At 64.0% G+C, this 22,526-nt stretch carries 22 protein-coding genes; 13 read left to right on the top strand and 9 right to left on the bottom strand.

What is annotated here, in order from left to right; genetic code table 11:
• Positions 1-152 precede the first annotated feature (152 nt).
• The 5 genes from SA190iCDA_RS16675 to minC all read right to left on the bottom strand — a co-directional run bounded on the left by SA190iCDA_RS16675 (position 153) and on the right by minC (position 5,332).
• Complete coding sequence (locus SA190iCDA_RS16675; RefSeq protein WP_070886480.1) at positions 153-2,303, bottom strand: TonB-dependent siderophore receptor; 2,151 nt, start codon at positions 2,301-2,303, stop codon at positions 153-155.
• Between the two features lie 231 nt (positions 2,304-2,534).
• Positions 2,535-3,170, bottom strand: a complete 636-nt coding sequence (locus SA190iCDA_RS16670) for an RluA family pseudouridine synthase (protein WP_070886479.1) — start codon at positions 3,168-3,170, stop codon at positions 2,535-2,537.
• Positions 3,171-3,354: 184 nt separating this feature from the next.
• Positions 3,355-3,609, bottom strand: a complete 255-nt coding sequence (minE, locus tag SA190iCDA_RS16665; protein WP_013790888.1) for a cell division topological specificity factor MinE — start codon at positions 3,607-3,609, stop codon at positions 3,355-3,357.
• Positions 3,606-4,421, bottom strand: coding sequence for a septum site-determining protein MinD (gene minD, locus SA190iCDA_RS16660; protein ID WP_013790889.1), 816 nt, complete (start codon positions 4,419-4,421; stop codon positions 3,606-3,608). Before minD ends, minE begins: the two co-directional genes overlap by 4 nt.
• Positions 4,422-4,600: 179 nt before the next feature.
• Entirely contained in the window at positions 4,601-5,332 is a 732-nt protein-coding gene (gene minC, locus SA190iCDA_RS16655; protein ID WP_070886478.1) for a septum site-determining protein MinC, read from the bottom strand.
• Positions 5,333-5,558: 226 nt separating this feature from the next.
• Between minC and SA190iCDA_RS16650 the strand changes: the two genes are divergently transcribed.
• The 4 genes from SA190iCDA_RS16650 (at position 5,559) to SA190iCDA_RS16635 (ending at position 9,302) form a co-directional block, all read left to right on the top strand.
• Positions 5,559-6,077 (top strand): GNAT family N-acetyltransferase, encoded by a 519-nt coding sequence (locus SA190iCDA_RS16650; protein WP_083329817.1) that lies wholly within the window; start codon positions 5,559-5,561, stop codon positions 6,075-6,077.
• 35 nt (positions 6,078-6,112) lie between these two features.
• Complete coding sequence (locus SA190iCDA_RS16645; RefSeq protein WP_070886476.1) at positions 6,113-7,012, top strand: LysR family transcriptional regulator; 900 nt, start codon at positions 6,113-6,115, stop codon at positions 7,010-7,012.
• Between the two features lie 192 nt (positions 7,013-7,204).
• Positions 7,205-8,419: an MFS transporter gene (locus tag SA190iCDA_RS16640; RefSeq protein ID WP_070886475.1), complete on the top strand. Its 1,215-nt coding sequence runs from the start codon at positions 7,205-7,207 to the stop codon at positions 8,417-8,419.
• Between the two features lie 214 nt (positions 8,420-8,633).
• A complete protein-coding gene (locus SA190iCDA_RS16635) occupies positions 8,634-9,302 on the top strand; it encodes a TIGR04211 family SH3 domain-containing protein (protein ID WP_070886474.1) in 669 nt (222 codons plus the stop codon).
• Between the two features lie 186 nt (positions 9,303-9,488).
• On the opposite strand, the gene SA190iCDA_RS16630 is transcribed toward SA190iCDA_RS16635, so the two are convergent.
• Positions 9,489-10,358 (bottom strand): LysR family transcriptional regulator, encoded by an 870-nt coding sequence (locus tag SA190iCDA_RS16630; protein ID WP_070886473.1) that lies wholly within the window; start codon positions 10,356-10,358, stop codon positions 9,489-9,491.
• A gap of 125 nt (positions 10,359-10,483) precedes the next feature.
• Here SA190iCDA_RS16630 and SA190iCDA_RS16625 point away from each other — a divergent pair, with 125 nt between their 5' ends.
• Positions 10,484-10,909, top strand: coding sequence for a VOC family protein (locus SA190iCDA_RS16625; protein ID WP_070886472.1), 426 nt, complete (start codon positions 10,484-10,486; stop codon positions 10,907-10,909).
• Between the two features lie 171 nt (positions 10,910-11,080).
• Here the strand turns inward: SA190iCDA_RS16625 and SA190iCDA_RS16620 are convergent, their stop codons facing one another.
• Entirely contained in the window at positions 11,081-11,980 is a 900-nt protein-coding gene (locus tag SA190iCDA_RS16620; RefSeq protein WP_070886471.1) for a LysR substrate-binding domain-containing protein, read from the bottom strand.
• A gap of 203 nt (positions 11,981-12,183) precedes the next feature.
• Here SA190iCDA_RS16620 and SA190iCDA_RS16615 point away from each other — a divergent pair, with 203 nt between their 5' ends.
• Entirely contained in the window at positions 12,184-13,458 is a 1,275-nt protein-coding gene (locus SA190iCDA_RS16615; RefSeq protein WP_070886470.1) for a glucarate dehydratase family protein, read from the top strand.
• Positions 13,459-13,503: 45 nt separating this feature from the next.
• Here SA190iCDA_RS16615 and SA190iCDA_RS16610 read toward each other — a convergent pair whose 3' ends face one another.
• Positions 13,504-14,061: a cysteine hydrolase family protein gene (locus SA190iCDA_RS16610; RefSeq protein ID WP_070886469.1), complete on the bottom strand. Its 558-nt coding sequence runs from the start codon at positions 14,059-14,061 to the stop codon at positions 13,504-13,506.
• 244 nt (positions 14,062-14,305) lie between these two features.
• On the opposite strand from SA190iCDA_RS16610, the gene SA190iCDA_RS16605 reads away from it, so the two are divergent.
• From SA190iCDA_RS16605 to SA190iCDA_RS16575, 7 genes are all read left to right on the top strand, one after another.
• Positions 14,306-14,656 carry a hypothetical protein gene (locus SA190iCDA_RS16605; RefSeq protein WP_070886468.1) on the top strand — a complete coding sequence of 117 codons (351 nt, stop codon included), beginning with the start codon at positions 14,306-14,308 and terminating at the stop codon, positions 14,654-14,656.
• A gap of 460 nt (positions 14,657-15,116) precedes the next feature.
• Positions 15,117-16,148: a phosphate ABC transporter substrate-binding protein PstS gene (pstS, locus tag SA190iCDA_RS16600; RefSeq protein WP_070886467.1), complete on the top strand. Its 1,032-nt coding sequence runs from the start codon at positions 15,117-15,119 to the stop codon at positions 16,146-16,148.
• 62 nt (positions 16,149-16,210) lie between these two features.
• Positions 16,211-17,176: a phosphate ABC transporter permease subunit PstC gene (gene pstC, locus SA190iCDA_RS16595; RefSeq protein ID WP_070886466.1), complete on the top strand. Its 966-nt coding sequence runs from the start codon at positions 16,211-16,213 to the stop codon at positions 17,174-17,176.
• Positions 17,176-18,069 carry a phosphate ABC transporter permease PstA gene (gene pstA, locus SA190iCDA_RS16590; protein ID WP_070886583.1) on the top strand — a complete coding sequence of 298 codons (894 nt, stop codon included), beginning with the start codon at positions 17,176-17,178 and terminating at the stop codon, positions 18,067-18,069. Before pstC ends, pstA begins: the two co-directional genes overlap by 1 nt.
• 76 nt (positions 18,070-18,145) lie before the next feature.
• Positions 18,146-18,907 (top strand): phosphate ABC transporter ATP-binding protein PstB, encoded by a 762-nt coding sequence (pstB, locus tag SA190iCDA_RS16585; RefSeq protein ID WP_070886465.1) that lies wholly within the window; start codon positions 18,146-18,148, stop codon positions 18,905-18,907.
• 99 nt (positions 18,908-19,006) lie between these two features.
• Positions 19,007-19,708 (top strand): hypothetical protein, encoded by a 702-nt coding sequence (locus SA190iCDA_RS16580; protein WP_070886464.1) that lies wholly within the window; start codon positions 19,007-19,009, stop codon positions 19,706-19,708.
• Complete coding sequence (locus SA190iCDA_RS16575) at positions 19,708-20,340, top strand: hypothetical protein (RefSeq protein WP_236100873.1); 633 nt, start codon at positions 19,708-19,710, stop codon at positions 20,338-20,340. The genes SA190iCDA_RS16580 and SA190iCDA_RS16575 overlap by 1 nt, the downstream gene beginning before the upstream one ends.
• 69 nt (positions 20,341-20,409) lie before the next feature.
• Here the strand turns inward: SA190iCDA_RS16575 and pgm are convergent, their stop codons facing one another.
• Positions 20,410-22,074, bottom strand: a complete 1,665-nt coding sequence (gene pgm, locus SA190iCDA_RS16570) for a phosphoglucomutase (alpha-D-glucose-1,6-bisphosphate-dependent) (protein WP_070886462.1) — start codon at positions 22,072-22,074, stop codon at positions 20,410-20,412.
• Between the last annotated feature and the right edge of the window lie 452 nt (positions 22,075-22,526).

Here is a 22,526-nt window from a genome sequence, read left to right as displayed (position 1 = left end):
GTAGGGTGGACAACGCTCTTTTTGTCCACCGTTGCGATCGTTGCATGGTGGACGGATGAAGCGTCGTCCACCCTACGAAAGGCCGCTCCCGCCACTCCTCTACCCATCACCTGGCCCATGTGTACATGGGTTTCCAGATCGTGACTCACCTCTTAAAAACTCACCGTGGCAGACAGCCGCGCCGTACGCGGGTCACCGGGGAACAGGTAGCCATCGCCCTGGTAGGCGCCGGTGTCGCGCCAGTAGCGTTTGTCGAACAGGTTGTCGACGCTCAGGCGCAGCACCGTCTCATGGCCTTCTATGTGCGTGGTGTAGCGGCTGCCCAGGTTGAACACCGTGTAGTCGCCGACCTTTACCGTGCCGCTCGGATTGGCGTACTTGCTGGCGCTGTATTGCAGGCCGCCGAGCAGTGACAGGCCCTGGATGCCGGGTATCTGATAATCGGCGGCCAGGCTGGCGCGCAGCCTGGGTACGTTGACCGCCTGGTGGCCTTCGAAGGCTTCGGTGCCGCTGTCGATGGCCCGGGCGCGGATCAGCGCGGTGCTGGCCGACAGCTGCAGATTGCGGCTGGCCTGGCCGCTGGCGGAGAGCTCCAGGCCGATATTGCGCTGCTTGCCCTGTTGCACGTAGGTGAGCGAGCCGTCGTCGTTCGGGCGGCTGTATTGCAGCGCCTGGTCGATGCGGAATAGCGCGGCGCCCAGGCTCAGGCCCTGCCAGTCGCGTTTGAAGCCGGCTTCCAGTTGCCGGGATGTGGTGGGGGCGAGTGTCTGGCCCTCGTTGGTGGTGAACCAGGGCGCCTCGCCGCCCAGGGACAGGCCCTTGCTGTAGCTCAGGTACAGGGTGGTGTCCGCCTGGGGCTTATAAAGCAGCGCGGCGTTGGGCAGGAACTCACTGCGCCGGGTGCGGCGATCGCTGACGCCGCTGCTGGTGAAGGCTTCCTCGATCAGGCGCACCTGGCGACCACCCAGCAGCATCTGCCAGTGTTCGTCGAGGCTGATGCGGTCGCTGAAGAACAGGCCGTACTGGCGGCTGTCCAGGCGACGTTGCTTGGGGTTGAGCGGCACATCGGTCGGGGCGAAGTCGGTTGGGTCTTCATGGATATTGCCGGTACCGATCCATTCGTTGACCGAGCTGCGGCGATCCACGGTGCGGCGCAGTGCGCTGCTGCCAAGTGTCAGCTCGTGCCCGATTGCACCGGTGGCAAAGGCGCCGCTGAGGGTGGCCTGCAGTTCGTCATGTCGGCGAGTGTCATCCGGGCTGCGGTAATCGTAGATGTCGTAGCCACCCTCTGGGCTGAACTGGGTGAGCCAGTCGCTACACCCGGAGGCCGGGCTGCAGCCGTAGGGGAAGCTGCTGTAATCGTCGATCACCACTTCGCTGCGCGAGGCATCGATGGCGGCTTTCCAGCTGTCATCGAAACGGTACTCGAAGCGCCCGCCCAGGTTCAGCGAATCGATGCCCACGGGCTTTGACCAACTCTGATGGCCCAGGCGTCTGTCCCGGTCGACACCGCTTGGCACCTGGGTGCCGCCGAGCAGCTGATAACCCGCCACCGAGGGTTGTTCGCGGGTCTGGTATTCGGCGTCCAGCTGCAGGGTGGCATCCGGGGAAATGTTCCAGTCCAGCGCCAGGGACATGAAGTCGCGCTTGCCATCGGCATGTTCGACGAACGAGCGGATGTCCTCGTGGGCCAGGTTCAGGCGCACGCCTACCTGCTGCTCGGCGCCGAACCACTGGCCGAGGTCGGCAGCCAGGTAGCGCTCGCCATCCTGGTTGCTGGCCACGCTCAGCGAGCGGACATTCTCGGCGCGCTTGGTCACGTAGTTGATCAGCCCGCCCGGCTCGGTCACGCCGCTCTGCAGGCCGGACAGCCCCTTGAGCAGCTCGACCTGCTGCTTGTTCTCCAGCGCCACGTTCTGCTCGCCCACCACGCTGCGGCCGTTGACCCGGTAGCTGTTGGCGGCGTTGAGGGAAAAGCCGCGCACCACGAAGTTCTCGTAGTAGCCGATGGGCGCATAGGCCTCGCCCACCGAGGCGTCGTTCTTCAGCACGTCGCTGAGCAGGCGCGCCTGCTGGTCGTCGATCAACTGGCGGCTGACCACTGATACCGAGGCTGGCGTGTCGAGCAGCTCGGCCTCGCTGAAGCCGCCCACTGCGGCGCTGCGCGCCCGGTAACCGTCGCCGGCCTGTTCTTCGATGGTGGTGGCGTCGAGCACCACGGCCGAGTCGACGGCCCAGCAAAAGGTCGGGCTTAGCGCCAGGGCGAGCAGGCTCGGGGCAAAACGCGGGCAGGGCAGGGCCATGCAAACTCCTTGGTTGCAGAGGTGGGCGGTTGGCTATCCGGCGTGCGTACGATTTATCGGCTGCGTGGCAGCCATCGCTTGGCGGGGCGGCATTGTCGCTTATCGGGACGGCGGTTGCCATGGCGGATCTGGCAATCCGTCAGCCGTAGCCTGGCGTTGAGCGTTAGCAATACCCAGGAGCAATCCCGGGTTTCGCTGCGCTCTACCCAGGCTACGGAACGATTCAGTCGTTCAGAACGGCGCCGGGCACTCGAAGCGCAGGCGTTCGCCGCTTTGCGGATGGGTCAGGCCGAGCATACTGGCGTGCAGGCACAGGCGCGGGTAGGCGGCCAGGGCCTGTTCGTGGGCGTAGAGGCCATCGCCGAGCAGCGGGTGGCCGATGGACAGCATATGCACGCGCAACTGGTGGGAGCGGCCGGTGATCGGCGTCAGCTCGACGCGGGCATGCTCAGGGTGGCGTTCGAGCACGCGCCAGAAGGTCAGGGCGTGCTTGCCGTGCTCGTGGCAGACCACGTGGCGCGGCTTGGTGGGCGGGTCATAGCGCAGGGGCAGGTCGATGCTGCCGCTGTCTCCCTCGGGTGAGCCCCAGCACAGCGCGGTATAGGCCTTTTCGGTCTCGCGGTCGTGAAACTGGCGCGACAGCTCGCGATGGCTGTCGGCATCGCGGGCCAGCACGATCAGCCCCGAGGTTTCCCAGTCCAGGCGGTGCACGATGCGCGCCTCGGGGTATCCGTTTTCCTGCAGGCGGGTGACCAGGCAATCCTTGTTGTCGTCGGCGCGGCCGGGCACCGAGAGCAGCAGGGTGGGCTTGTTGATCACCAGCAGGGCGGCATCCTGGTGGACGATTTCGATTTGGCTGAGCGGCATGGGCGTTCTTTGGGTTGGGCGATAAAAGCGAATGGCGGCCATCGGGGCCGCCATTCGTAGAGCTGAGTAACGCAGAGGTCGATGTCGTCTCCGGCATCGCTTGGTGGGTTACGCAGCGCGCTGAGTCTGACTGCGATGCGACTGTCACCACCAGGCGCCGCTAAACCACCCTACGGTACGCGGATCAGCGGTCGGGCAGGGTAATGTTCAGCTCCAGAATCGAGCAGCTACCCTGGTTTTCCAAGGCGACCTGCACCTGGTCCGAATCGATGGCCACGTACTTGCGGATCACCTCGACCAGCTCCTGCTGCAGGGCAGGCAGGTAGTCGGGTTGGGTGCGCTGGCCGCGTTCGTGGGCAACGATGATCTGCAGGCGCTCTTTGGCGATGGAGGCTGTGGTTTCCTTCTTGCGCGAACGCAAGAAGTCGAAAATATTCATTCGCGACCTCCGAACAGACGTTGCAGGAAGCCCTGCTTCTTCACATCAAGGAAGCGGTGCGCCACTTCCTTGCCGAGCAGGCGATCGACGGCGTCGCTGTACGCCTGGCCGGCGTCGCTCTGGTCGTCGAGGATCACCGGTACGCCCTGGTTGGAGGCCTTGAGCACCGCCTGGGACTCGGGGATCACGCCGAGCAGACGAATGGCGAGGATTTCCTCGACGTCTTCCACGCCGAGCATTTCGCCCTTGGTGACGCGCTCCGGGTTGTAGCGGGTCAGCAGCAGGTGTTCCTTGATCGGCTCGCCGCCCTGTTCGGCGCGACGCGACTTGCTGGCCAACAGGCCCAGCATGCGGTCGGAGTCACGTACCGAGGAGACTTCCGGGTTGGTGACCACGATGGCTTCGTCGGCGAAGTACATGGCCAGGTGGGCGCCTTTCTCGATACCGGCCGGCGAGTCGCAGACCACGTATTCGAAGTTCTGCGACAGCTCGGCGATGACCTTCTCGACGCCTTCCTGGGTCAGGGCGTCCTTGTCACGGGTCTGGCTGGCGGCCAGCACGTAGAGGTTCTCGAGGCGCTTGTCCTTGATCAGGGCCTGGGTGAGGGTGGCTTCGCCGTTGACGACGTTGACGAAGTCGTACACCACGCGGCGTTCGCAGCCCATGATCAGGTCGAGGTTACGCAGGCCGACGTCGAAGTCGACGATGACGGTCTTGTGGCCGCGCAAGGCGAGACCGGTACCGATGGCAGCGCTGGTGGTGGTTTTACCGACGCCACCCTTGCCGGAAGTGACTACGAGGATCTTGGCCAAGGTGATTCACCCTAAAAATGAATAAAAGCAGGAACCTGCCGCGATTGGCGGTCTGTCGAAAGAATCGCTCGGCTGCGGCGTGCGCGATGCTCGCCGGGGGGACCGATGATTGTTTTGACAGCCCGCCCAGAGGCGTTCGAGGGCCCTGTGTGACAGTTAAAAGTGCCGGGCAGTATCCGTTAAAGACGGGTGATGTTCAACACGTCGCCCATCAGGCTGACTTGCACCGCGCGGCCCCAGTTCGGGTCGCGGCGCAGGTCCTCGGCAACCTTGTACTGGCCGGCGATGGAGAGCAGTTCGGCGCCCATCTGCTGGCAGAAAATCCGTGCTTGCCGGTTGCCCTTGACGCCGGCCAGTGCTCGGCCACGCATTGGGGCGTAGACATGGATGTTGCCGTCGGCGAGAAGTTCCGCGCCGGCACTCACCGGGGCCAGCACCACCAGGTCGCAGCCCTGGGCGTAGATCTGCTGGCCGCCGCGCACCGGGGTGGTGATGACGCGGGTCGGCTTGACCTCGGGTTCGGCCGGCTTGGGTGGCTCGACCGGTTTGGGCGCCGGGTCGATGACCCGCTCGCGGGCGCCGGAGGGCGGCAGCACCGGCAGGTCCAGGGCATTGGCGGCGGCGATGTCGTCCTCGCGGCTGGCGCGCACGGCCAGGGTGCGCAGGCCGTGCTTGCGGCACAGCGCCATGAGCTCGCCCAGATCGAGGTCGCCTTCCTCGCGGGGCAGTTTGTCGAGGGCCAAAACCAGCGGCGTGTTGCTGAAGAAGTTGGGCGCCTGGGCGACCTTCTCGGCGAGTTGCAGGTCGAGGCGGGAGAGGTCGTTGTGTGCCAGTTCCATCACGGTGATGGCCAGCATGCTGCCTTTGAGCTGGAACACGGGGTCTTGGTCGAGGAGATCAGCTTGGCTCATGGTCTGCCTGATGGCCCTTGGAAAATTAGCGGGACTTATAACGAGAACGGCGGCGGGGCTCAAGGATAAATGTCGCACCGGTTCCCGCCGCCAGGCTTGCAGTGACAAACTGACGAGCCATTGGTGCCGCCACTGCCCTTACGGCTGCACACCGGTTGTGCGCCGCCAGGCGTGCGCGCTATGTTGCCGCCCCTTGTCAGCCAGTGATCGAGTACCTTCCGGCCCCATGATCGATAGCGCTTGCGTACAGATAACCCAGGCCACGGGCGAGGATGTCGACGAGGCGATTGGCTTCGTGATGGCCGCCCGCGCCGAGATCTTCCCGATGCTCGACGCCACGCTGCTGCCGGCCGACCTGCAGCGCTTCGCCCAGGTGTACGTGCAGGGCGAGGCGGGCGCCTTCTGGCTGGCGCGCTGCGCCGGCGAGATCGTCGCGGCCGTCGGTTACCTGCCCTACGACCACCGCTTCGCCCAGCTGGACTACCAGGGTGTGCGCACCGTGGAGATCGTGCGCCTGTTCGTGGCGCCGGCGTTGAGGCGCTCCGGCCTGGCGGCGAGGCTGTGCAGCGTACTGCGCGAACATGCCCTCGGCCAGGGTGTCGAGGTGCTTTACCTGCACACCCACCCCTTCCTGCCGGGCGCCATTCGTTTCTGGGAAAAGCAGGGCTTCACGGTCACCGATGTGGAGAGCGACCCGGTGTGGCAGACGACGCATATGCAATGCCGGCTGGCGGACTTGCGCTAGGGTCTATTGCCAGTCGAGTGTGGGAGTAGGTGGAGATGGATAAGTTGCTGGCCTTGCAAGCCTTCGTGGAAACCGTACGTTGCGGTGGGTTTTCCGCGGCCGGGCGCTCGCTGGGGGTGGCGACCTCGTCGGTGACCCGGCTGGTCAGCAGCCTGGAAGCCGAGCTGCAGAGCGTGCTGCTCAACCGCAGCACCCGCCAGGTCGGCGTGACCCAGGCCGGGCAGGCGTACTTCGAGCGCGCTGTGGCGATTCTCGAGGCGCTGGCGGAAGCCGATGCCGCCGTGTGTGACGGCGGTGTACAGGCCCGCGGCCGGCTCAGCGTCAGTGCACCGGTGGAGTTCGGGCGGCGGATCATCGCGCCTCGGCTGGGGCGTCTGCTCGAGCGGCACCCGCAACTCGAGCTGAACCTGCGCCTGAGCGATGAGGTGGTCGACCTGCTCGGCGAGCGCGTCGATGTCGCCGTGCGCCTTGGCAGTACGCTGATCAGCGACGACGTGGTCAGCCTCGGGGTCGGCGAATTCCAGCGTTGGCTGGTGGCCAGCCCGGCTTACCTGGCGCGCAGCGAACCGATCGACGCTCCCCAGGGGTTGCTGACGCACCAGTGCCTGCGCTTCGATTACGGCACGGTCAGCCAACCCTGGCAGTTCAAGGCCTCTGGCGAGGTGCAGCAGCTGGCGGTGCGCGGGCGCCTGCACAGCAACAATGCCGATGTGCTGCGCGAAGCGACGCTGGCCGGACAGGGCGTGGCGCTGCTGGCCGACTGGCTGGTGCGTGACGATGTGGCCAATGGCCGACTGCAGCGCCTGCTCGATCGGTACACCATCAGCCCAGGCTCGGCGAGCGGCGCCATCAGCGTGCTGTACCTGCCCAATCGGCGCGGCTCGCGGCGGGTTGCCGCGTTCGTCGAGTTCCTGCGTGAGCTGCTTGCGGGCTGAGCGCGGGCAGCGTTCGAGCCGGCGCAACGCTGCGTTGCGCGGCAGGTGGATTCTCCGCTGGCACCAGGGCTCGTAACCTTGCTTCACCCAGGCAGCCAGCCTCGTGCTGGTGACGCCATGGCATCAGCGGGCATCCCACCCGTTTCCCGTTCCGAGGAGCCGCCGTGCAGGCCGGCTCATCGCGAGGTAATCATGAGCACATCCACGTCCAACCCGTCGCACAGCCTTTCACCGGCACTGGTGCTGCTGTTCGCCTTCTGCTGCGGCGCCATCGTCGCCAACCTCTACTACGCCCAGCCGATCATCGAGCTGATCGCGCCCGCCGTCGGGCTGTCGATGCAGCAGGCCAGCCTGATCGTGTCGCTGACCCAGATCGGTTATGCCGTCGGCCTGCTGTTTCTGGTGCCCCTGGCCGACCTGCTGGAGAGCCGGCGGCTGATGTTGCTGACCACCCTGGCGGCAATGGCCTGCCTGCTGGCTGCGGGGTTTTCGACTTCGCCGGGGCTGTTTCTCGGCCTGTCGCTGCTGATCGGCCTGAGCTCGGTATCGGTACAGATGCTGATTCCGCTCGCTGCGCACCTGGCGCCGGAAGCGACCCGCGGCCGGGTGGTGGGCAACATCATGGCCGGTCTGTTGCTGGGCATCCTGCTGGCGCGGCCGGTGGCCAGCCTGGTCGCCGAATACTTCGGCTGGCGTGCGGTGTACGGCATGGCGGCGGCGCTGATGCTCGGCATCGTGGTGGTGATCGCCACCACCATTCCCCGCCATGCGCCGGATAACCGCGGTCACTACGGGCACCTGTTGCTGTCGCTGCTCGGCCTGCTACGCCGCTACTCGACGCTACGCCAGCGGGCGTTGTACCAGGGGCTGATGTTCGCCTCGTTCAGCCTGTTCTGGACGGTGGCGCCGATGGAACTGGTGCGCCACTATGGCTTCAGCCAGACCCACGTGGCGCTGTTCGCCCTGGTCGGTGCCATTGGCGCCATCGCCGCGCCGATTGCCGGGCGTCTGGCCGATGCCGGTCATACCCGGCGCGCCACCCTGGTGGCACTGGTGCTGGCGCCGCTGGCTTTCGCGCTGACCCTGGCCAGCCCGCTGGCAGGCGTGATTGGCCTGGTGCTGTGCGCCGTGCTGCTGGATTTCGCCGTGCAATTGAACATGGTGCTCGGCCAGCGCGAAGTCTACGGGCTGGAGCAGAACAGCCGGGCGCGTCTCAATGCGCTGTACATGACCAGCATCTTTATCGGTGGTGCCAGCGGCTCGGCCATCGCCAGCCCGATCTACGAGCGCTTCGGCTGGCAGGGCGCGGCGTTGGCTGGCGCAGCGTTTCCAGCGTTGGCCCTGCTGCTCACCCTGTGGCACGGGCGGCGCGCGGCCGGTGAGCAGCGACTGGCCGTCGGCAAATAGGCGAGCGGACGCGGCGCGCCGATCTCGACGGGTGCGCCGCCAATCTGCCGGCCGCTGAGGAACCCGACCGATCTGCTGCGGTCTTTCAGCAGTCGGCCAAACCGGTGGAAGGCATGGCGTTGCGCCACTTTCGTGCCGGTTACAACAATTCGCCTGGCCGACGTTCGCGCGCTGCGTCGCATTGTGTTCCACCGCCGAGTGAAAATGGTTTTTTATGTCCCTAGCCCGCCCTTTTTCTGTTTCCTTTTCCCTGCCGCCGCTTCGCGTGCTGGGCACTTGCGTTCTATCCGGCCTGCTGCTGATCGCCGCGCCGGCCCACGCCCAGCAGGCCGGCGACAACGTGCGCTGGGTCAGTGACAGCCTCAACACCTTCGTGCGCAGCGGCCCCACCGACGGCTACCGCATCGTCGGCACCCTGAGCTCCGGCACCCGCGTGCAGCTGCTGCGCACCCAGGGCGACTACAGCCAGGTACGTGGCGAGAGCGGCGATGCGGTGTGGATCCCCAACCGCGACCTGCAGGCGGTGCCCGGCCAGGCCGAGCGGTTGCCAGCCCTGGAGCAGAAGGTCACCGAGCTGAGCACCGAGCTCAAGGGCATCAACGAAACCTGGGAAACCCGCGTGCAGGGCATGCAGGAGACCCTCGATTCGCGCAAGACCCTGATCGACGAACTCGAGGCCAGCCGCAGCGCCCTGGACATCGAACTCAACCAGGCCCGCTCGGAGCTGCGCGAAGCCCAGGCGCAGCTGGGTGACGAGCAGAAGCAGGTGCTGATGCGCTACATGGTCTACGGCGGCAGCATCGCCGGCGCCGGCCTGCTGCTCGGGCTGATCCTGCCGACCATGCTGCGGGTGCGCCGCAAGCGCAACGATCAGTGGATCTGAGGTTGTCGGTGATGGTCGTGCGGGTGGGAAGAGGCTGTTAGCAGGCAGAAGCGGACATTGCGCTTCAAGCCGCAAGCCTCAAGCTGCAAGAAGAAGCTAGAGCACTGCGGACGGCTTTTAACTTGTAGCTTGGGGCTTGCAGCTTGCGGCTGCCCGCCACCTCGCAGCCATTGCTCGCTCGAGGTCTCACACCTGCTTCAACTCCATCACGCATTCGCGGAACAGTTTCTGGGCCGGCGATTGCCGTGAGCCGTAGCGGGAAATCAGCACCAGGTCGCGATAGAACACCTTGTCGCCAAGGTCGACGATTTGCACCCTGGGCTGGTTTTCGACCCATAAGCCGGCCTCTGGAATCAGCGCGATGCCCAGGCCGCTTTCGACCATCTTGACGATGGCATCCAGCTCGTCCAGCTCCAGCACCTGGCGGGGCTGGATACGTTGCTTGCGCATGAACTGGGTGACCAGGCGGCCGCCGAACGAGCTGCGGTCGTAGCGTATGAACGGGTGCTCGGTCAGCATTTTCATGGGCTCTTGCGCGTCCATGTCGGTAGGCGCCACCAGCACGAAGGGCTCGCTGCGCACCAGCTCGAGTTCCAGTTCCTTGGGTAGTTGGAAGGGCGGGCGGATGATGATCGCCAGGTCGATTTCGCCGCTGTCCACCTGGTTGAGCAGGTCCAGTGACACGCCAGGCACCAGCTTGGTCTCGATACCCGGCGCCTGTTCGCGCAGCTTCAGCAGCATCGCCGGCATCAGGCACGACTGTACGGTGCCGATGGCGCCGATGCGCAGTTCACCACGGTAATCCTCGAGACGCTCGGGGGTGCTCATCAAGCTGAACTGCTCGAGGATCTTTTCCGCCAGCGGTACCGCCCGCGCCCCGGCCTGGTTGAGCGTGGCGGTGCGCCCGGTACGGTCGAACAGCGACTGGCCGACGGCACCCTCGAGGTTTCTGATCTGCGCACTGACCGCTGACTGGGTCAGGCCGATCTGCTTGCCGGCAGCGGCGAAGGTACCGCACCGGACGACGGTCAGAAAGGTTTTCAGTTCACGAAGCATGGTGGTGATTTCGGTATCTATTGATCGAAATTATTTGAGCTCGAATCAAAAGATATGCGCTTTTCTGCAATGGCGACAAGCTGCACCATGGTCAGCAGAAAAAACACCGCACAGGATGACCTACCGTGAGCCTCTCTCCTTTCCATCTCGCTATTCCCGTTTACGATCTGGCCGCTGCGCGGGCTTTCTATGGTGAGGTGTTCGGCCTGCCTGAAGGCCGTTCCTCCGATCATTGGGTCGATTTCGATTTCTACGGCCACCAACTGGTGATCCACGAACACCCGAAGACCGCTTCTCAGGAATCCGCTCATACCAACGCCGTGGACGGCCACAACGTGCCGGTGCCGCACTTCGGCATCATCCTGCACTGGGAGGAGTGGGAAGCCCTGGCCGACCGCCTGCGTGCCCGTGACACCCAGTTCGTGATCGAGCCCTACGTGCGTTTCCAGGGCCAGGTCGGCGAGCAGGCCACCATGTTCCTCTTCGACCCGTGCGGCAACGCGTTGGAGTTCAAGGCGTTCAAGGACATGAGTCAGTTGTTCGCCAAGTAATGCGCTAACTCAGTCATCCACTACCTGGAAAAGAAGCTGGGGACCGACAAGCACTGAAGCGATTCGCCCGTAACCTGGGAACGGCGCAGCGAAACCCGGCAGCGATCCCGGTATTCATGCCTGGCGTGAAATTATCCGGGATCTAACCACAGGCTGCGGCAATGTCCGCCTTCAATGTATATCCGCCGCCACCGCTGCGCGGATCGCCTCGAGCAGCATCAGGCAGGCCGGGTTGTCGTTGTTGCTGCGCCAGGTCAGGTGCAGTTCGCTGTGGATGCCTTCGCCGAGGTCGATCTCGCGAAAGCTCACGTCCTTGAACACCACGTTGGTGGCGCAGCGCGGCACCAGGGCCAGGCCCATGCCGGCGTTGACCAGCGCCAGGATGGTCAGCGACGAACCCAGCCATTGCACGTATTCCGGTGCCACGCCGGCAGAGCGAAACATGCCGGTCAACAGCTCGTTGAAAGGCGGGTAGGCGGCGTGGGAGTACATGAGAAAGGGCGCGCCATCCAGATCCCGGACGCCCACCTGATCGATGGCGGCCAGCGGGTGCCCGCTGGGAATGGCCAGCACGAAGGGTTCGCGTACCAGGCATTCGTTCTCGTAGCCGGCCTGCAGCAGCGGCTGGCGCACGATGCCGAGGTCGATGCGCCGGGTGCGCAGCGCTTCGTGTTGCTGGTGGGTGTTCATCTCGCTCAGGGAAATCTTCACCTGGGGCTGGTTGAGCCGCGCCTCGGCGATCACCCGGGGGAGGAATTCGTACACCGCACTGCCCACGAAGCTGATGCTCACCGAGCCGATATCGCCGGCCGCGAAGCGCCGCGCCGAGGAGGCGGCCTGGTGGGCGCGTTCGAGCAGGTTCTGGGCTTCGATGAAGAACGCCCGGCCGGCGGCAGTGAGCGCCACGCTGCGGGTGCTGCGGGTGAACAGCTCGACGCCCAGGCTGTGTTCGAGCAGCTGGATCTGCCGGCTCAGGGGCGGCTGGGTCATGTTCAGCCGCTCGGCGGCGCGGCGAAAGTTGAGTTCGGTGGCGACGGTGGTGAAGCAGCGTAGCTGAGCAAGTTCGAACATTGATCTAATCCGGGTATCAATCGAATACCAAACTAGATTAGACGGGATCAATGTCCGCGTACATGATCGGCGCATCCCTAAAACCCAGGCATCGCCGGACAGGTCGATTCGGGTTGGCGACGCGATCAAGCCGTCAGTATCGCGAGCGCCGCCTGATCAACGGCCCCGGCTTTCGCCCTTGCGCTGTTCGAGGACAATGAAACGTGAAGATCAAACAGGTTCGTGTCACCCCCATCGCCTTTCGCGATGCACCCTTGCTCAACGCCAGCGGAATCCATGAGCCCTATGCGCTGCGCTCGATCATCGAAGTGGAAAGCGACAGCGGCTTTATCGGCCTGGGCGAGAGCTACGGCGATGCGCCGGTGCTCAGCGTGCTGCAGGCCATGCAGGCATCGCTGGTCGGCCTCGACCCCTTCGACCTCAATGGCCTGCGTGCCCGGGTAGTGAAGACCGTGGCCGCGCTCAAGCCGGGCAGCGCGGGTGCCGAGCTGGCGCCGGGCTCGCACCCGAGCAAGCAGGTGGCCAATGCCTACTCGGCCTTCGAGGTGGCCTTTCTCGACCTGCAGGCACGCTCGCTGGGCATGCCGCTGGTGGATCTGCTCGGCGGCGCGGTGCGCGATCGCGTACCGTTCAGCGCCTACCTGTTTCTCAAGTACGCCGAGCACCTGGGCTCGCCCTACAAGCCGGATCGCTGGGGCGAGGGCCTAAGCCCCGAGCAGATGGTCGCCCAGGCGCGCACGATGATCGAGGAGAACGGCTTCAAGAGCATCAAGCTCAAGGCCGGCACCTTGCTCGGCCCTGAGCATGAAGTGGCGTGCATCAAGGCGTTGCGCCGGGCGTTCCCGGAGGCGCCGCTGCGTATCGACCCGAACGGCAACTGGTCGGTGGAGACCTCGCTGCGCATGGCCGAGCTGCTCGGCGATGACCTGGAGTATTACGAGGATCCGTGCCCGGGCCTGGACGGCATGGCCGAGGTGCACAAGCGCACCGGCATCCCGCTGGCGACCAATATGGTGGTCACCGATTTCGACGAATTCCGCCGCAGCGTGGCGCTGAACAGCGTGCAGATCGTGCTCGCCGACCACCATTACTGGGGCGGCCTGCGCGATACGCAGATCCTGGCGCGCATGTGCGATACCTTCGGCCTGGGCGTATCGATGCACTCCAACTCGCACCTGGGTATCAGCCTGATGGCCATGACCCACGTGGCGGCGGCCGTGCCGAACCTGTCCTACGCGTGCGACACCCATTACCCGTGGCAGGAGCCCGACGAGGAAGTGATCAAGGGCGGCAAGCTGCCCATCGTCGACGGTTGCGTAGCGCTGACCCGTGCGCCGGGCCTGGGCGTCGAACTGGACTACGAGCAGCTGGCCAAGCTCAACGACCAGTACCTGGCCTGCGGCATCCGCTCGCGCAACGACGTGACCCAGATGCAGAAGTACGACCCGGGCTGGAAGGCGCTGAAACCGCGCTTCTGATCCCGCGCCTGCCGAGGTGGCCACTCTGGCCGCCTCGATCCTCGTTTAGGCCTGCCTCAGTAATGCCAGGGCCGCGCGGCTTTCGATTACCTGGGCGTATTCGTCCTGCAGGTTGGCCAGGGCCATGGCATGCACCTCGTCGGCGCTGCGCAGCACACCGTGGTAGTCCGCCTTGGCGAAGGTAAAGCAGCCATCGGCAACCACGTGAGTGGAGAAACCCAGATTGCCCGCCGAGCGTGCCGTCGCTTCCACGGAATTGTTGGTGCTGACCCCGACAATCACCACCGCCTCGACGCCCCGTACCCGTAGCCAGCGCTCCAAGCCGGAGTGAATGAAGGCATCGGGCACGTTCTTCTCGACCACATGTTCCTGGGGCAAGGGCCGCAGCGCTGGCTGGAATTCCACCCCCGTCTGGCCCGGCGCGAACAATGAGTCTGGCGACCGGGAGATATGCCGAACGTGCACCACCGGCGCACCTGCCAGACGCCAAGCCTGCAGCAGTTCGCCTATGCGCGCTGGGGCGTCGAGGTTGTTGCGCAGGCCGGCTGCCGGCTCGAGCATGCCGCGCTGCATGTCGATGATGATCAGGGTGGGCTGGGCCATTGGCTTACCTTGTGGCAGGTGGCTGGGCACTTCCAGGGGATTTCCCGCTCTATAGATTAACCCCCTCGCGCTCAGTATTGCATCTTGCACGACCAGAATCTGGCTACCGTGCAGGATGCATAGTTCAATTATTATTTATTCGCAAATAGTCTATTAAAATCAAGCACTTATTTTTTCTCCATAGCTGGCATGCAGTCTGCAATATCCCTCTCGACGAAGGAACACCACTCAGAGGGTACGAGCCATGCAATACGCCATCCAGCACCTGATCGAAAACCTCCCGGACTACGCCATCGATTTCAAGAAGCGCCCCGACGGGATGTTGCTGATGACGCTGCGCAAGGATGGTGAAGTCGCTTTCGTTAAGGCGATCGACCGCCAAACCGTTTTCTGCGAGACCCGAGTGCAGGCGCTGTTGCACGAGATCATGCGTGACAGCAAGCTGATCAGCGGCGAAATCAATTGGAAGGGGCAGGGCGCCCAGTGGATCGATCGCAGCCTGCCGACCTTTACCGGCGCGCCGATCAATCCCACCGCCGCCAAGATGATGTGGGCCCGTCGCGGCCGCGACGGCAGCTACCGCGCTACCGCCTGACTTCAGTCAGCAGGCTCAGGTAAGCCCCGCCCAGGCGGGGCTTTTTCATGCCCGCGTGAAACCTGTTTTGCGCTCGATACCCGCGCGAGCCAGCTGGTGCGCGTCGCCCTGCGCAAACAGTCCTCGCGATTCAGCCACTGCGGCAACCGGATATCGGATGCCGAAAATCTCCCAGGACACTCTGGCTGAGCAGGGGATGGACGCAGTCGAGGTGCGCGTTCATCCGGACATCCGCCGCTACCCATCCGCCAGAGCGCCTCGATGGGCAAGTGCAAAAAATTGTGTCGTGGCCGTGACAGGCTCAACGCCGTGGCGCTCCCTGCCTGGGCAGCGGTTGGCCCATCTACCAGCGCCTTTTTTCGTCCTGGAAACCAGGGCGCGGGGGATCAGTCAGTACCTGTCACAAAAAGTTCATGAGATTGATGCAGAGTGCGGGCTCCCTCTCACAAGGAGTCTCCTAATGAAAAAGCTAATCAAGTCTGCCGCCATCGCCTTCACGGTTTCTCTTTGTGCCACTTCGGTGTCTTTTGCTGCAGAAAGCGTGCGGCTGACCGGCTCTGGTGCCAGCTTCCCTGCACCTATCTACCTGACTTGGTTCAAGGATTTCAGCAAGAACACTCCCGGCGTTACCGTCGACTACCAATCCAAGGGTAGCGGTGCCGGTGTACAGGATTTTCTGAACAAGACCGTCGACTTCGCCGCCAGTGACTCGGCGATGAAAGAGGAAGATATCGCCAAGGTGGCCGAAGGCGTACAGCTGCTGCCGATGACCGCGGGCGAGATCGTTCTGGCCTACAACCTGCCAGGCAACCCGAAGGGCGTGAAATTGCCTCGCGACGTTTACTCGAACATCTTCCTGGGCAAGATCACCCACTGGAACGATCCGCAGATCGTTGCCGCCAACCCCGACCTGGAACTGCCCGAGCTGCCGATCACCGTCGTCGTGCGCGCCGACTCCAGCGGCACCACTGCCGTATTCACCAAGCACCTGTCGGCGATCAATGCCGAATTCAACAAACAGCTGGGCGAAGGCAACACGGTCAACTGGCCTGCCAGCGACAAGTTCATCAAGTCGCCGAAAAACGATGGCGTGACCGCTACCGTTCGCCAGACCCCGGGCTCCATCGGCTACATCGAGTACGGCTTCGCCAAACTGGCCAAGGTCGACTTCGCCGTGCTGGAGAACAAGGCCGGTCAATACGTAGTGCCGAACGCTGAAAGCGGTGCCGAAGCACTCGCCGCCGTGAAGATGCCGGAAAACCTGGTGGCCTGGCTGCCGGACCCGGACGGTGCCAAGTCCTACCCGATCACCACCTACACCTGGATGATCTTCCGCAAGGACAACGGCAACCCGGCCAAGGCCAAAGCCCTGCGTGACATGGTCGAGTACAGCCTGACCGAAGGTCAGAAGATCGCCGATTCGATGGGCTACATCCCGCTGCCGCAATCGGTCATCGACCAGGTTCGCAAAGCGTCTGCCAACATCCAGTAATGCTCGCCAGGCCCCTTGCGGTAAATACCGCAAGGGGCCTGCAACTGCGTCGGAATTAGCCAATGACCAGCCCTTTCCTTGTACCAGACAATCCTGACTCTGCGTGTCGGCCTCCTTCCAGGAAGGATCTTCTGGTCGACCGCACCTTCCGCGCACTCGCCCGAGTGGGCGTGGTTCTGATTCTGGCCGTGGTCTTCGCTCTGGTATTCGAAGTCGGGAGCAAGGCGCTTCCCGGCATGCAGGAATATGGATTCGATGTACTGTTTGGCACCGTCTGGGATGTCAATCAGAACAAGTACGGCATCCTGCCCGCCATCTGGGGCACGCTGTACAGCGCCTTTATCGCCCTGTTGATCGCCGGTTTCTTCGGCATCAGCATGGCTATCTTCCTGACCCAGGATTTTCTGCCTGCCAAGCTCGCTGCGGTGTTTCGCACCATCGTCGAGCTGCTGGCGGCCATCCCCAGCGTCGTTTACGGCCTGTGGGGCATCTACGTGGTGATCCCGGCCATCCGGCCGCTGACCACCTGGCTGCATGCCGAACTCAGCTGGATCCCTTTTTTCGGCTCTTCCCTGAGCGGCCCGGGGCTACTGCCTGCCGCGCTGGTGCTGGCGATCATGATTCTGCCGACCATTGCAGCGGTGTCCCAGGATGCGCTTTCCAGCGTACCGATGAAGACCAAGCAGGCCGCCTACGGCATGGGCACCACCCATTGGGAAGCGATTCTCAAGGTGATGGTGCCGTCTGCCGCGACCGGCATCTTTGGCTCTCTGGTGCTGGGCCTTGGCCGCGCGCTGGGTGAAACCATGGCGCTGGCCATGCTGGTCGGTAACGCCAACAACATTTCCCTGTCGCTGTTCGCGCCGGCCAACACCCTGGCGGCGCTGCTGGCCCTGAACTTCCCGGAAGCAGGGCCGCGCGAGGTCGAGGTGCTGATGTACGCCGCACTGGTGCTGATGCTGATCACCCTGATCGTCAACATCATCGGCTCGATGCTGATGGTCTACGCCCAGCGGGGCAATAAATGATGACTGACCTGACTGCTCCTTCCACCGAAATGCCAAGCCTGCAGCGCCGCTTCGAGGGCCGCGCGCTGCGCAGCCTGATGTTGACCGGTGTGGTCTGGCTCGTTGCGTTGCTGGCCAGTGTGCCGCTGCTCTCCGTGCTCTACATGTTGATTACCCGTGGCGGCGCGCGCCTCAGCCTGGAAGTGTTCACCGAACTGCCACCGACTGGTTTCGAGACCGGTGGCGGCTTTGGTAACGCCATGGCGGGCACCTTCGTGATGGTCGGCATCGCGGCTGCCATCGCCGTGCCGGTCGGCATAATGGCGGCGATTTTCCTGGCCGAGCTGGGGCCCCATAGCAGGCTCGCCAATGCCGCGCGCTTCGCTGCCAAGATGCTCACCGGGCTGCCATCCATTCTCGCCGGGGTCTTCGCCTACGCACTGGTGGTCATCACCACCGGCACCTATTCGGCACCGGCCGGCGGCGTGGCACTGGCGGTATTGATGCTACCCATCGTCGTGCTGACCGCCGAAGAGGCGATGAAGATGGTGCCCAAGGTCATGAAGGACGCTGCCTACGGTATGGGCTGCACCCGCTCCCAGGTGGTCTGGAAGATCATTCTGCCGACCGGCCTGCCGGCGATCCTGACTGGCGTGATGCTGGCTGTGGCCCGCGCCGCTGGCGAAACCGCGCCGCTACTGTTTACCGCGCTGTTCAGCAACTACTGGATCTATCACAACGGTGAGCTGGCCGTGATGAATCCCACGGCATCGCTTGCCGTACTCATCTACAACTTCTCCGGCATGCCGTTCGACAATCAGCTTGAGCTCGCCTGGGCCGCTTCGCTGGTCCTGGTGTTGATCGTGCTCATGGTGAATGTCATCAGCCGTATTTTCGGCAAGCCCAAGTATTGAGAATGGGAGCACTCTGATTGTGAACCAATTATCGCCACCAATAGCCGCCCCGTTCGAGACCCACGCGCCCGTGGTCATGGACTGCAAGCTGGACAAGATTTTCTACGGTAACTTCCTGGCCGTGCGCGACAGCCACGTGCCGATCGAGAAGAACAAGATCACCGGCTTCATCGGCCCGTCCGGTTGCGGCAAGAGTACCGTGCTGCGCAGTCTCAACCGCATGAACGATCTGGTCAAAGGCTTCCGCTTCGAGGGCCATGTGCACTTTCTCGGCCAGGACGTCTACGGCAAGGGCGTCGATCCCGTGGTGGTGCGTCGCTACATCGGCATGGTGTTCCAGCAGCCCAACCCGTTCTCGATGAGCATCTTCGACAACGTCGCCTTCGGCCTGCGGCTCAATCGCTACAAGGGTGACCTGGGCGACCGCGTCAAGCACGCCCTGCAAGGCGCTGCGCTGTGGGATGAAGTCAAGGACAAACTCAAGGTCAGCGGCCTGTCGCTGTCCGGCGGCCAGCAGCAGCGTCTGTGTATCGCCCGCGCCATTGCCACCGAGCCGGAAGTGCTGCTGCTCGACGAACCCTGCTCGGCGCTCGACCCGATCGCCACGCGCCGGGTCGAAGAGCTGATGATCGAGTTGAAGAAGGACTACACCATCGCCCTGGTCACCCACAACATGCAGCAAGCCATCCGTGTGGCCGATACCACCGCGTTCTTCTCGGTGGACATCTCTCAGGGCACCCGCACGGGCTATCTGGTCGAGATGGGCGCAACGGACCAGATCTTCGGCAATCCCCGAGAGAAAATGACCGAGGACTACATAAGCGGCAAGTTCAGCTAACCGCTGTAATCGCTGCAGGCCGAATGCCGTGAGGAGTGGAAACGCTCCAACGGGGATCGGCCGTTTTGTCGTTTCAAAATTTTTCGTACAGGAATGCCAATGCCTGCCAAGCGTCGCCTTGATTTACCTGCGGTGGAGCACGCCCTGCGCGAGGTGCAGAGCCGCTTCGCCGAGCTCAGCCGGCACTTTACCGAGCCCCGCGATCCGCTCACCGACGAAGTGCTGGAAAATGTGCTTGAGGGCTATGGGCTGATTGACGAATATGTCGCCCGCGGTCTCGACCTGTTCGAACTGCAGAATCTGAACCTGATGCTGGAGCTCAATGCCACCGTGCTCTGCGGGCAGGATGCGGCACGTCGGCAGGAGTTCGCCCAGCACCTGGCGGCGACTGAAGCGCACTTCTTCAACAACATCGAAGGCGGAATCAAAGACGTGTTCAACTGGTATTGCGCGCATCGCAGCGAATCGGTCTGGAAGCGTGCCGCCGGCGTCTATGTGCGGATTCTCAGCAAGCCGCAGCTGTTCATCGAAGGCAACAACCGCACCGGCTCGCTGATCGTCAGCTACCTGCTGATGCGTGACGGGCAGCCGCCTTTCGTACTGACCCTGGAAAATGCCGAGGGCTACTTCAATCCTTCTTCGGTGATCCGCAACTCTGCCAAACACGGTGTGAAGGCCTTGTACGAACTGCCCAAGATCAAAAAGAAATACGCCGCCTTCCTGGAAGGCCAGTCGCCCGAGCGCAAGAAGTTCCTTATCAGCGAGAAAAAGCTCGCTGCCGGACAGCGGTGGGAGGCGTAATGAACAAGCGTCTTGCGGTCCGACTATCTCACCTCACTGATCTGCCAACGTTGCAGACCTTCAAAGGTCTCGTGCCGCTGGCTTCGCTCAAGCGTCAGCGCCTGCGCATTTCCTTCGACATCGACGACACCCTGGCTTGCCAGGCCCTGCATAGCGACGCCGAACCGAGCAGGCTGCCGGCGTTCATCCATCGCTGGCTCGGCGAGCCGCTGCGCATCGGTACCCGTTCGCTGATTCGCGAGCTGCGTCGGCAAAACTGTAGCGTCTGGATCTACACCTCGTCCGGGCGCACGCCCGCGTACATCCGGCGCTGGCTGATGCTCCACGGCATTCACGTCGACGGCGTGGTGAACAGCGTGCGCCACAAGCATGCGCTGACCGCCCGCGGGCTGTCCCACGCGCCCTCGAAGCTGCCGTCGGCATTCGATATCGACCTGCACGTCGACGATTCCGAAGGCGTGCAGATCGAAGGCCAGCATCATGGCTTTCGCGTGGTGGTGGTGCGCCCGGATGACCAGCAGTGGGCGCAGCAGGTGCTGGGCGCGGTGGCGAAGGTGCAAAAGCAGATGAGCCGACAGCAGGCCGTGCGCCGGGCCAAGGTGGGGCAGGGGGCGGAAGTGTATTCGCCCTGAGTCCAGGCTTGTTGAGTCGAGCCAATGCAAAACGCCCGGCATCAGCCGGGCGTTTTGTTGGTCTGTTGGTCAGCCGGCCAGCACGCTGTCGACCAGGGCCTTGGCTTCGCTCTGGATGCGCTTGAGGTGGGCATCGCCCTCGAAGCTTTCCGCGTAGATCTTGTAAACGTCTTCGGTGCCGGACGGACGCGCGGCAAACCAGCCGTTGGCGGTCACCACCTTGAGCCCGCCGATGGCCGCGCCGTTGCCTGGCGCCTCGGTCAGGATGGCGGTGATCGGCTGGCCGGCCAGCTCGCTGGCGGTCACCTGGGACGCCGACAGCTTGCCCAGGCGGGCCTTCTGCTCGCGGTCTGCCGGGGCGTCGATACGCTGGTACACCGGTGCGCCGAAGCGCTCGGTCAGCGCCTGGTAGCGCTCGCCCGGGTCCTTGCCGGTCACCGCGGTGATTTCCGCCGCCAGCAGGCCGAGGATGATGCCGTCCTTGTCGGTGGACCAGGCGCTGCCGTCCTTGCGCAGGAACGAGGCACCGGCCGATTCTTCACCGCCAAAGCCGAAGCGGCCGTCGATCAGGCCATCGACGAACCACTTGAAGCCCACCGGCACTTCCACCACGTCGCGGCTGATGCCCTTGGCCACGCGGTCGATCATCGACGACGACACCAGGGTCTTGCCGATGGCGGCCTGGGCCGCCCACTGCGGACGGTGGGTGAACAGGTATTCGATGGCCACCGCGAGGTAGTGGTTGGGGTTGAGCAGGCCTACCGAGCGGGCGACGATACCGTGGCGGTCATGGTCGGTGTCGCAGGCGAAGGACACGTCGAAGCGATCCTTGTTCTCGATCAGCCCGGCCATGGCGTGGGGCGAGCTGCAGTCCATGCGGATCTTGCCGTCCCAGTCGAGGCGCATGAAGCGGAAGGTCGGATCGATGCGCGTCGACAGCACCTCCAGCGGCAGGCCGAAACGCTCGGCGATGCGCGTCCAGTAGTGCACGCCGGCGCCGCCCAGCGGATCGACCGCGAACTTCAGGCCCGAGCCGCGGATCGCCTGCAGGTCGAGTACCTGCTCCAGATCGCCGACGTACTGCTCGATGAAATCATGACGTTGGGTGGTAGGGGCTTTCAGGGCGCTGGCGTAGTCGATGCGCTGCACGCCGTTCAGGCCAGCTGCCAGCAACGCGTTGGCGCGCTCCTGGATCCACTTGGTCACGCCGGTGTCGGCCGGGCCGCCGTTGGTCGCGTTGTATTTGAAGCCGCCATCGGCCGGCGGATTGTGCGACGGGGTGATCACGATGCCGTCGGCCAGGCCGCTGCTGCGGCCCTTGTTGTAATCGAGAATCGCCTTGGAGATCGCCGGGGTCGGGGTATAGCCCGGCTCGCCATTGGTTTCGCTGCAACCGGCATCGATACGGGTCTCGATGCGGTTGGCGGCCAGTACTTCCAGGGCGGATACGAAGGCGGGTTCGGACAGCGCATGGCTGTCCATGCCGATGTACAGCGGACCGTCGATGCCCTGGCCACGGCGGTAGTCGCAGATCGCCTGGGTCACGGCGAGGATGTGCCATTCGTTGAAGCTGTTCTTCAGGGAAGAACCGCGGTGGCCCGAGGTGCCGAAGGCCACCTGCTGAGCCGGGTCGCTCGGGTCCGGGCGTTCGCTGTAATAGCGCGCTACCAGACGGGGCAGGTTGACCAGGCTGTGCTCGTCGGGAAGGAGCCCCGCGTTGCTGTGAATGCTCATCAATCGTTCCTTTGATGGGGTGAAGGGACCGGGCGGCTGTTGCGCCGCGCCTGACATCGGACTCGGGGTTCGACACCGTGGCGGTGGGCTGGAGTTCCCCATACTCGCGCGCGGATGATAAAGATTGCCCGAGAAAGCGCCAGTGCCCCCTAGGGTCTGTTGCCGTTTCAACGCGAGCCGCGTTGCCGCGAGAAATCTCGCCAGGTTAGGCGGAGGACGCAGGGAATGGCATTCCCTTTCCAAGTCCTCCAACGACGCATGGCGAGATTTCCCGCGCAACCTAGGCGGCCCCACCCGAAGGGCCGGGCCCGTTTTGCCGCGATGCAGCGTTTCTCGCCGGCTCATTTGGCCAGCCAAACTTCGCGGCTCGTGCCTTGCCTCGCGGCAAAACGAGCACCGGCGCGGCCGTGCGTGAAACGGCAACAGACCCTAAACTGGCCGAATAGTCAGGA

It is taken from the genome of Pseudomonas argentinensis (assembly GCF_001839655.2).
Lineage (GTDB): Bacteria > Pseudomonadota > Gammaproteobacteria > Pseudomonadales > Pseudomonadaceae > Aquipseudomonas > Aquipseudomonas argentinensis_B.
This window is presented reverse-complemented; position numbering and strand designations above follow the sequence as displayed.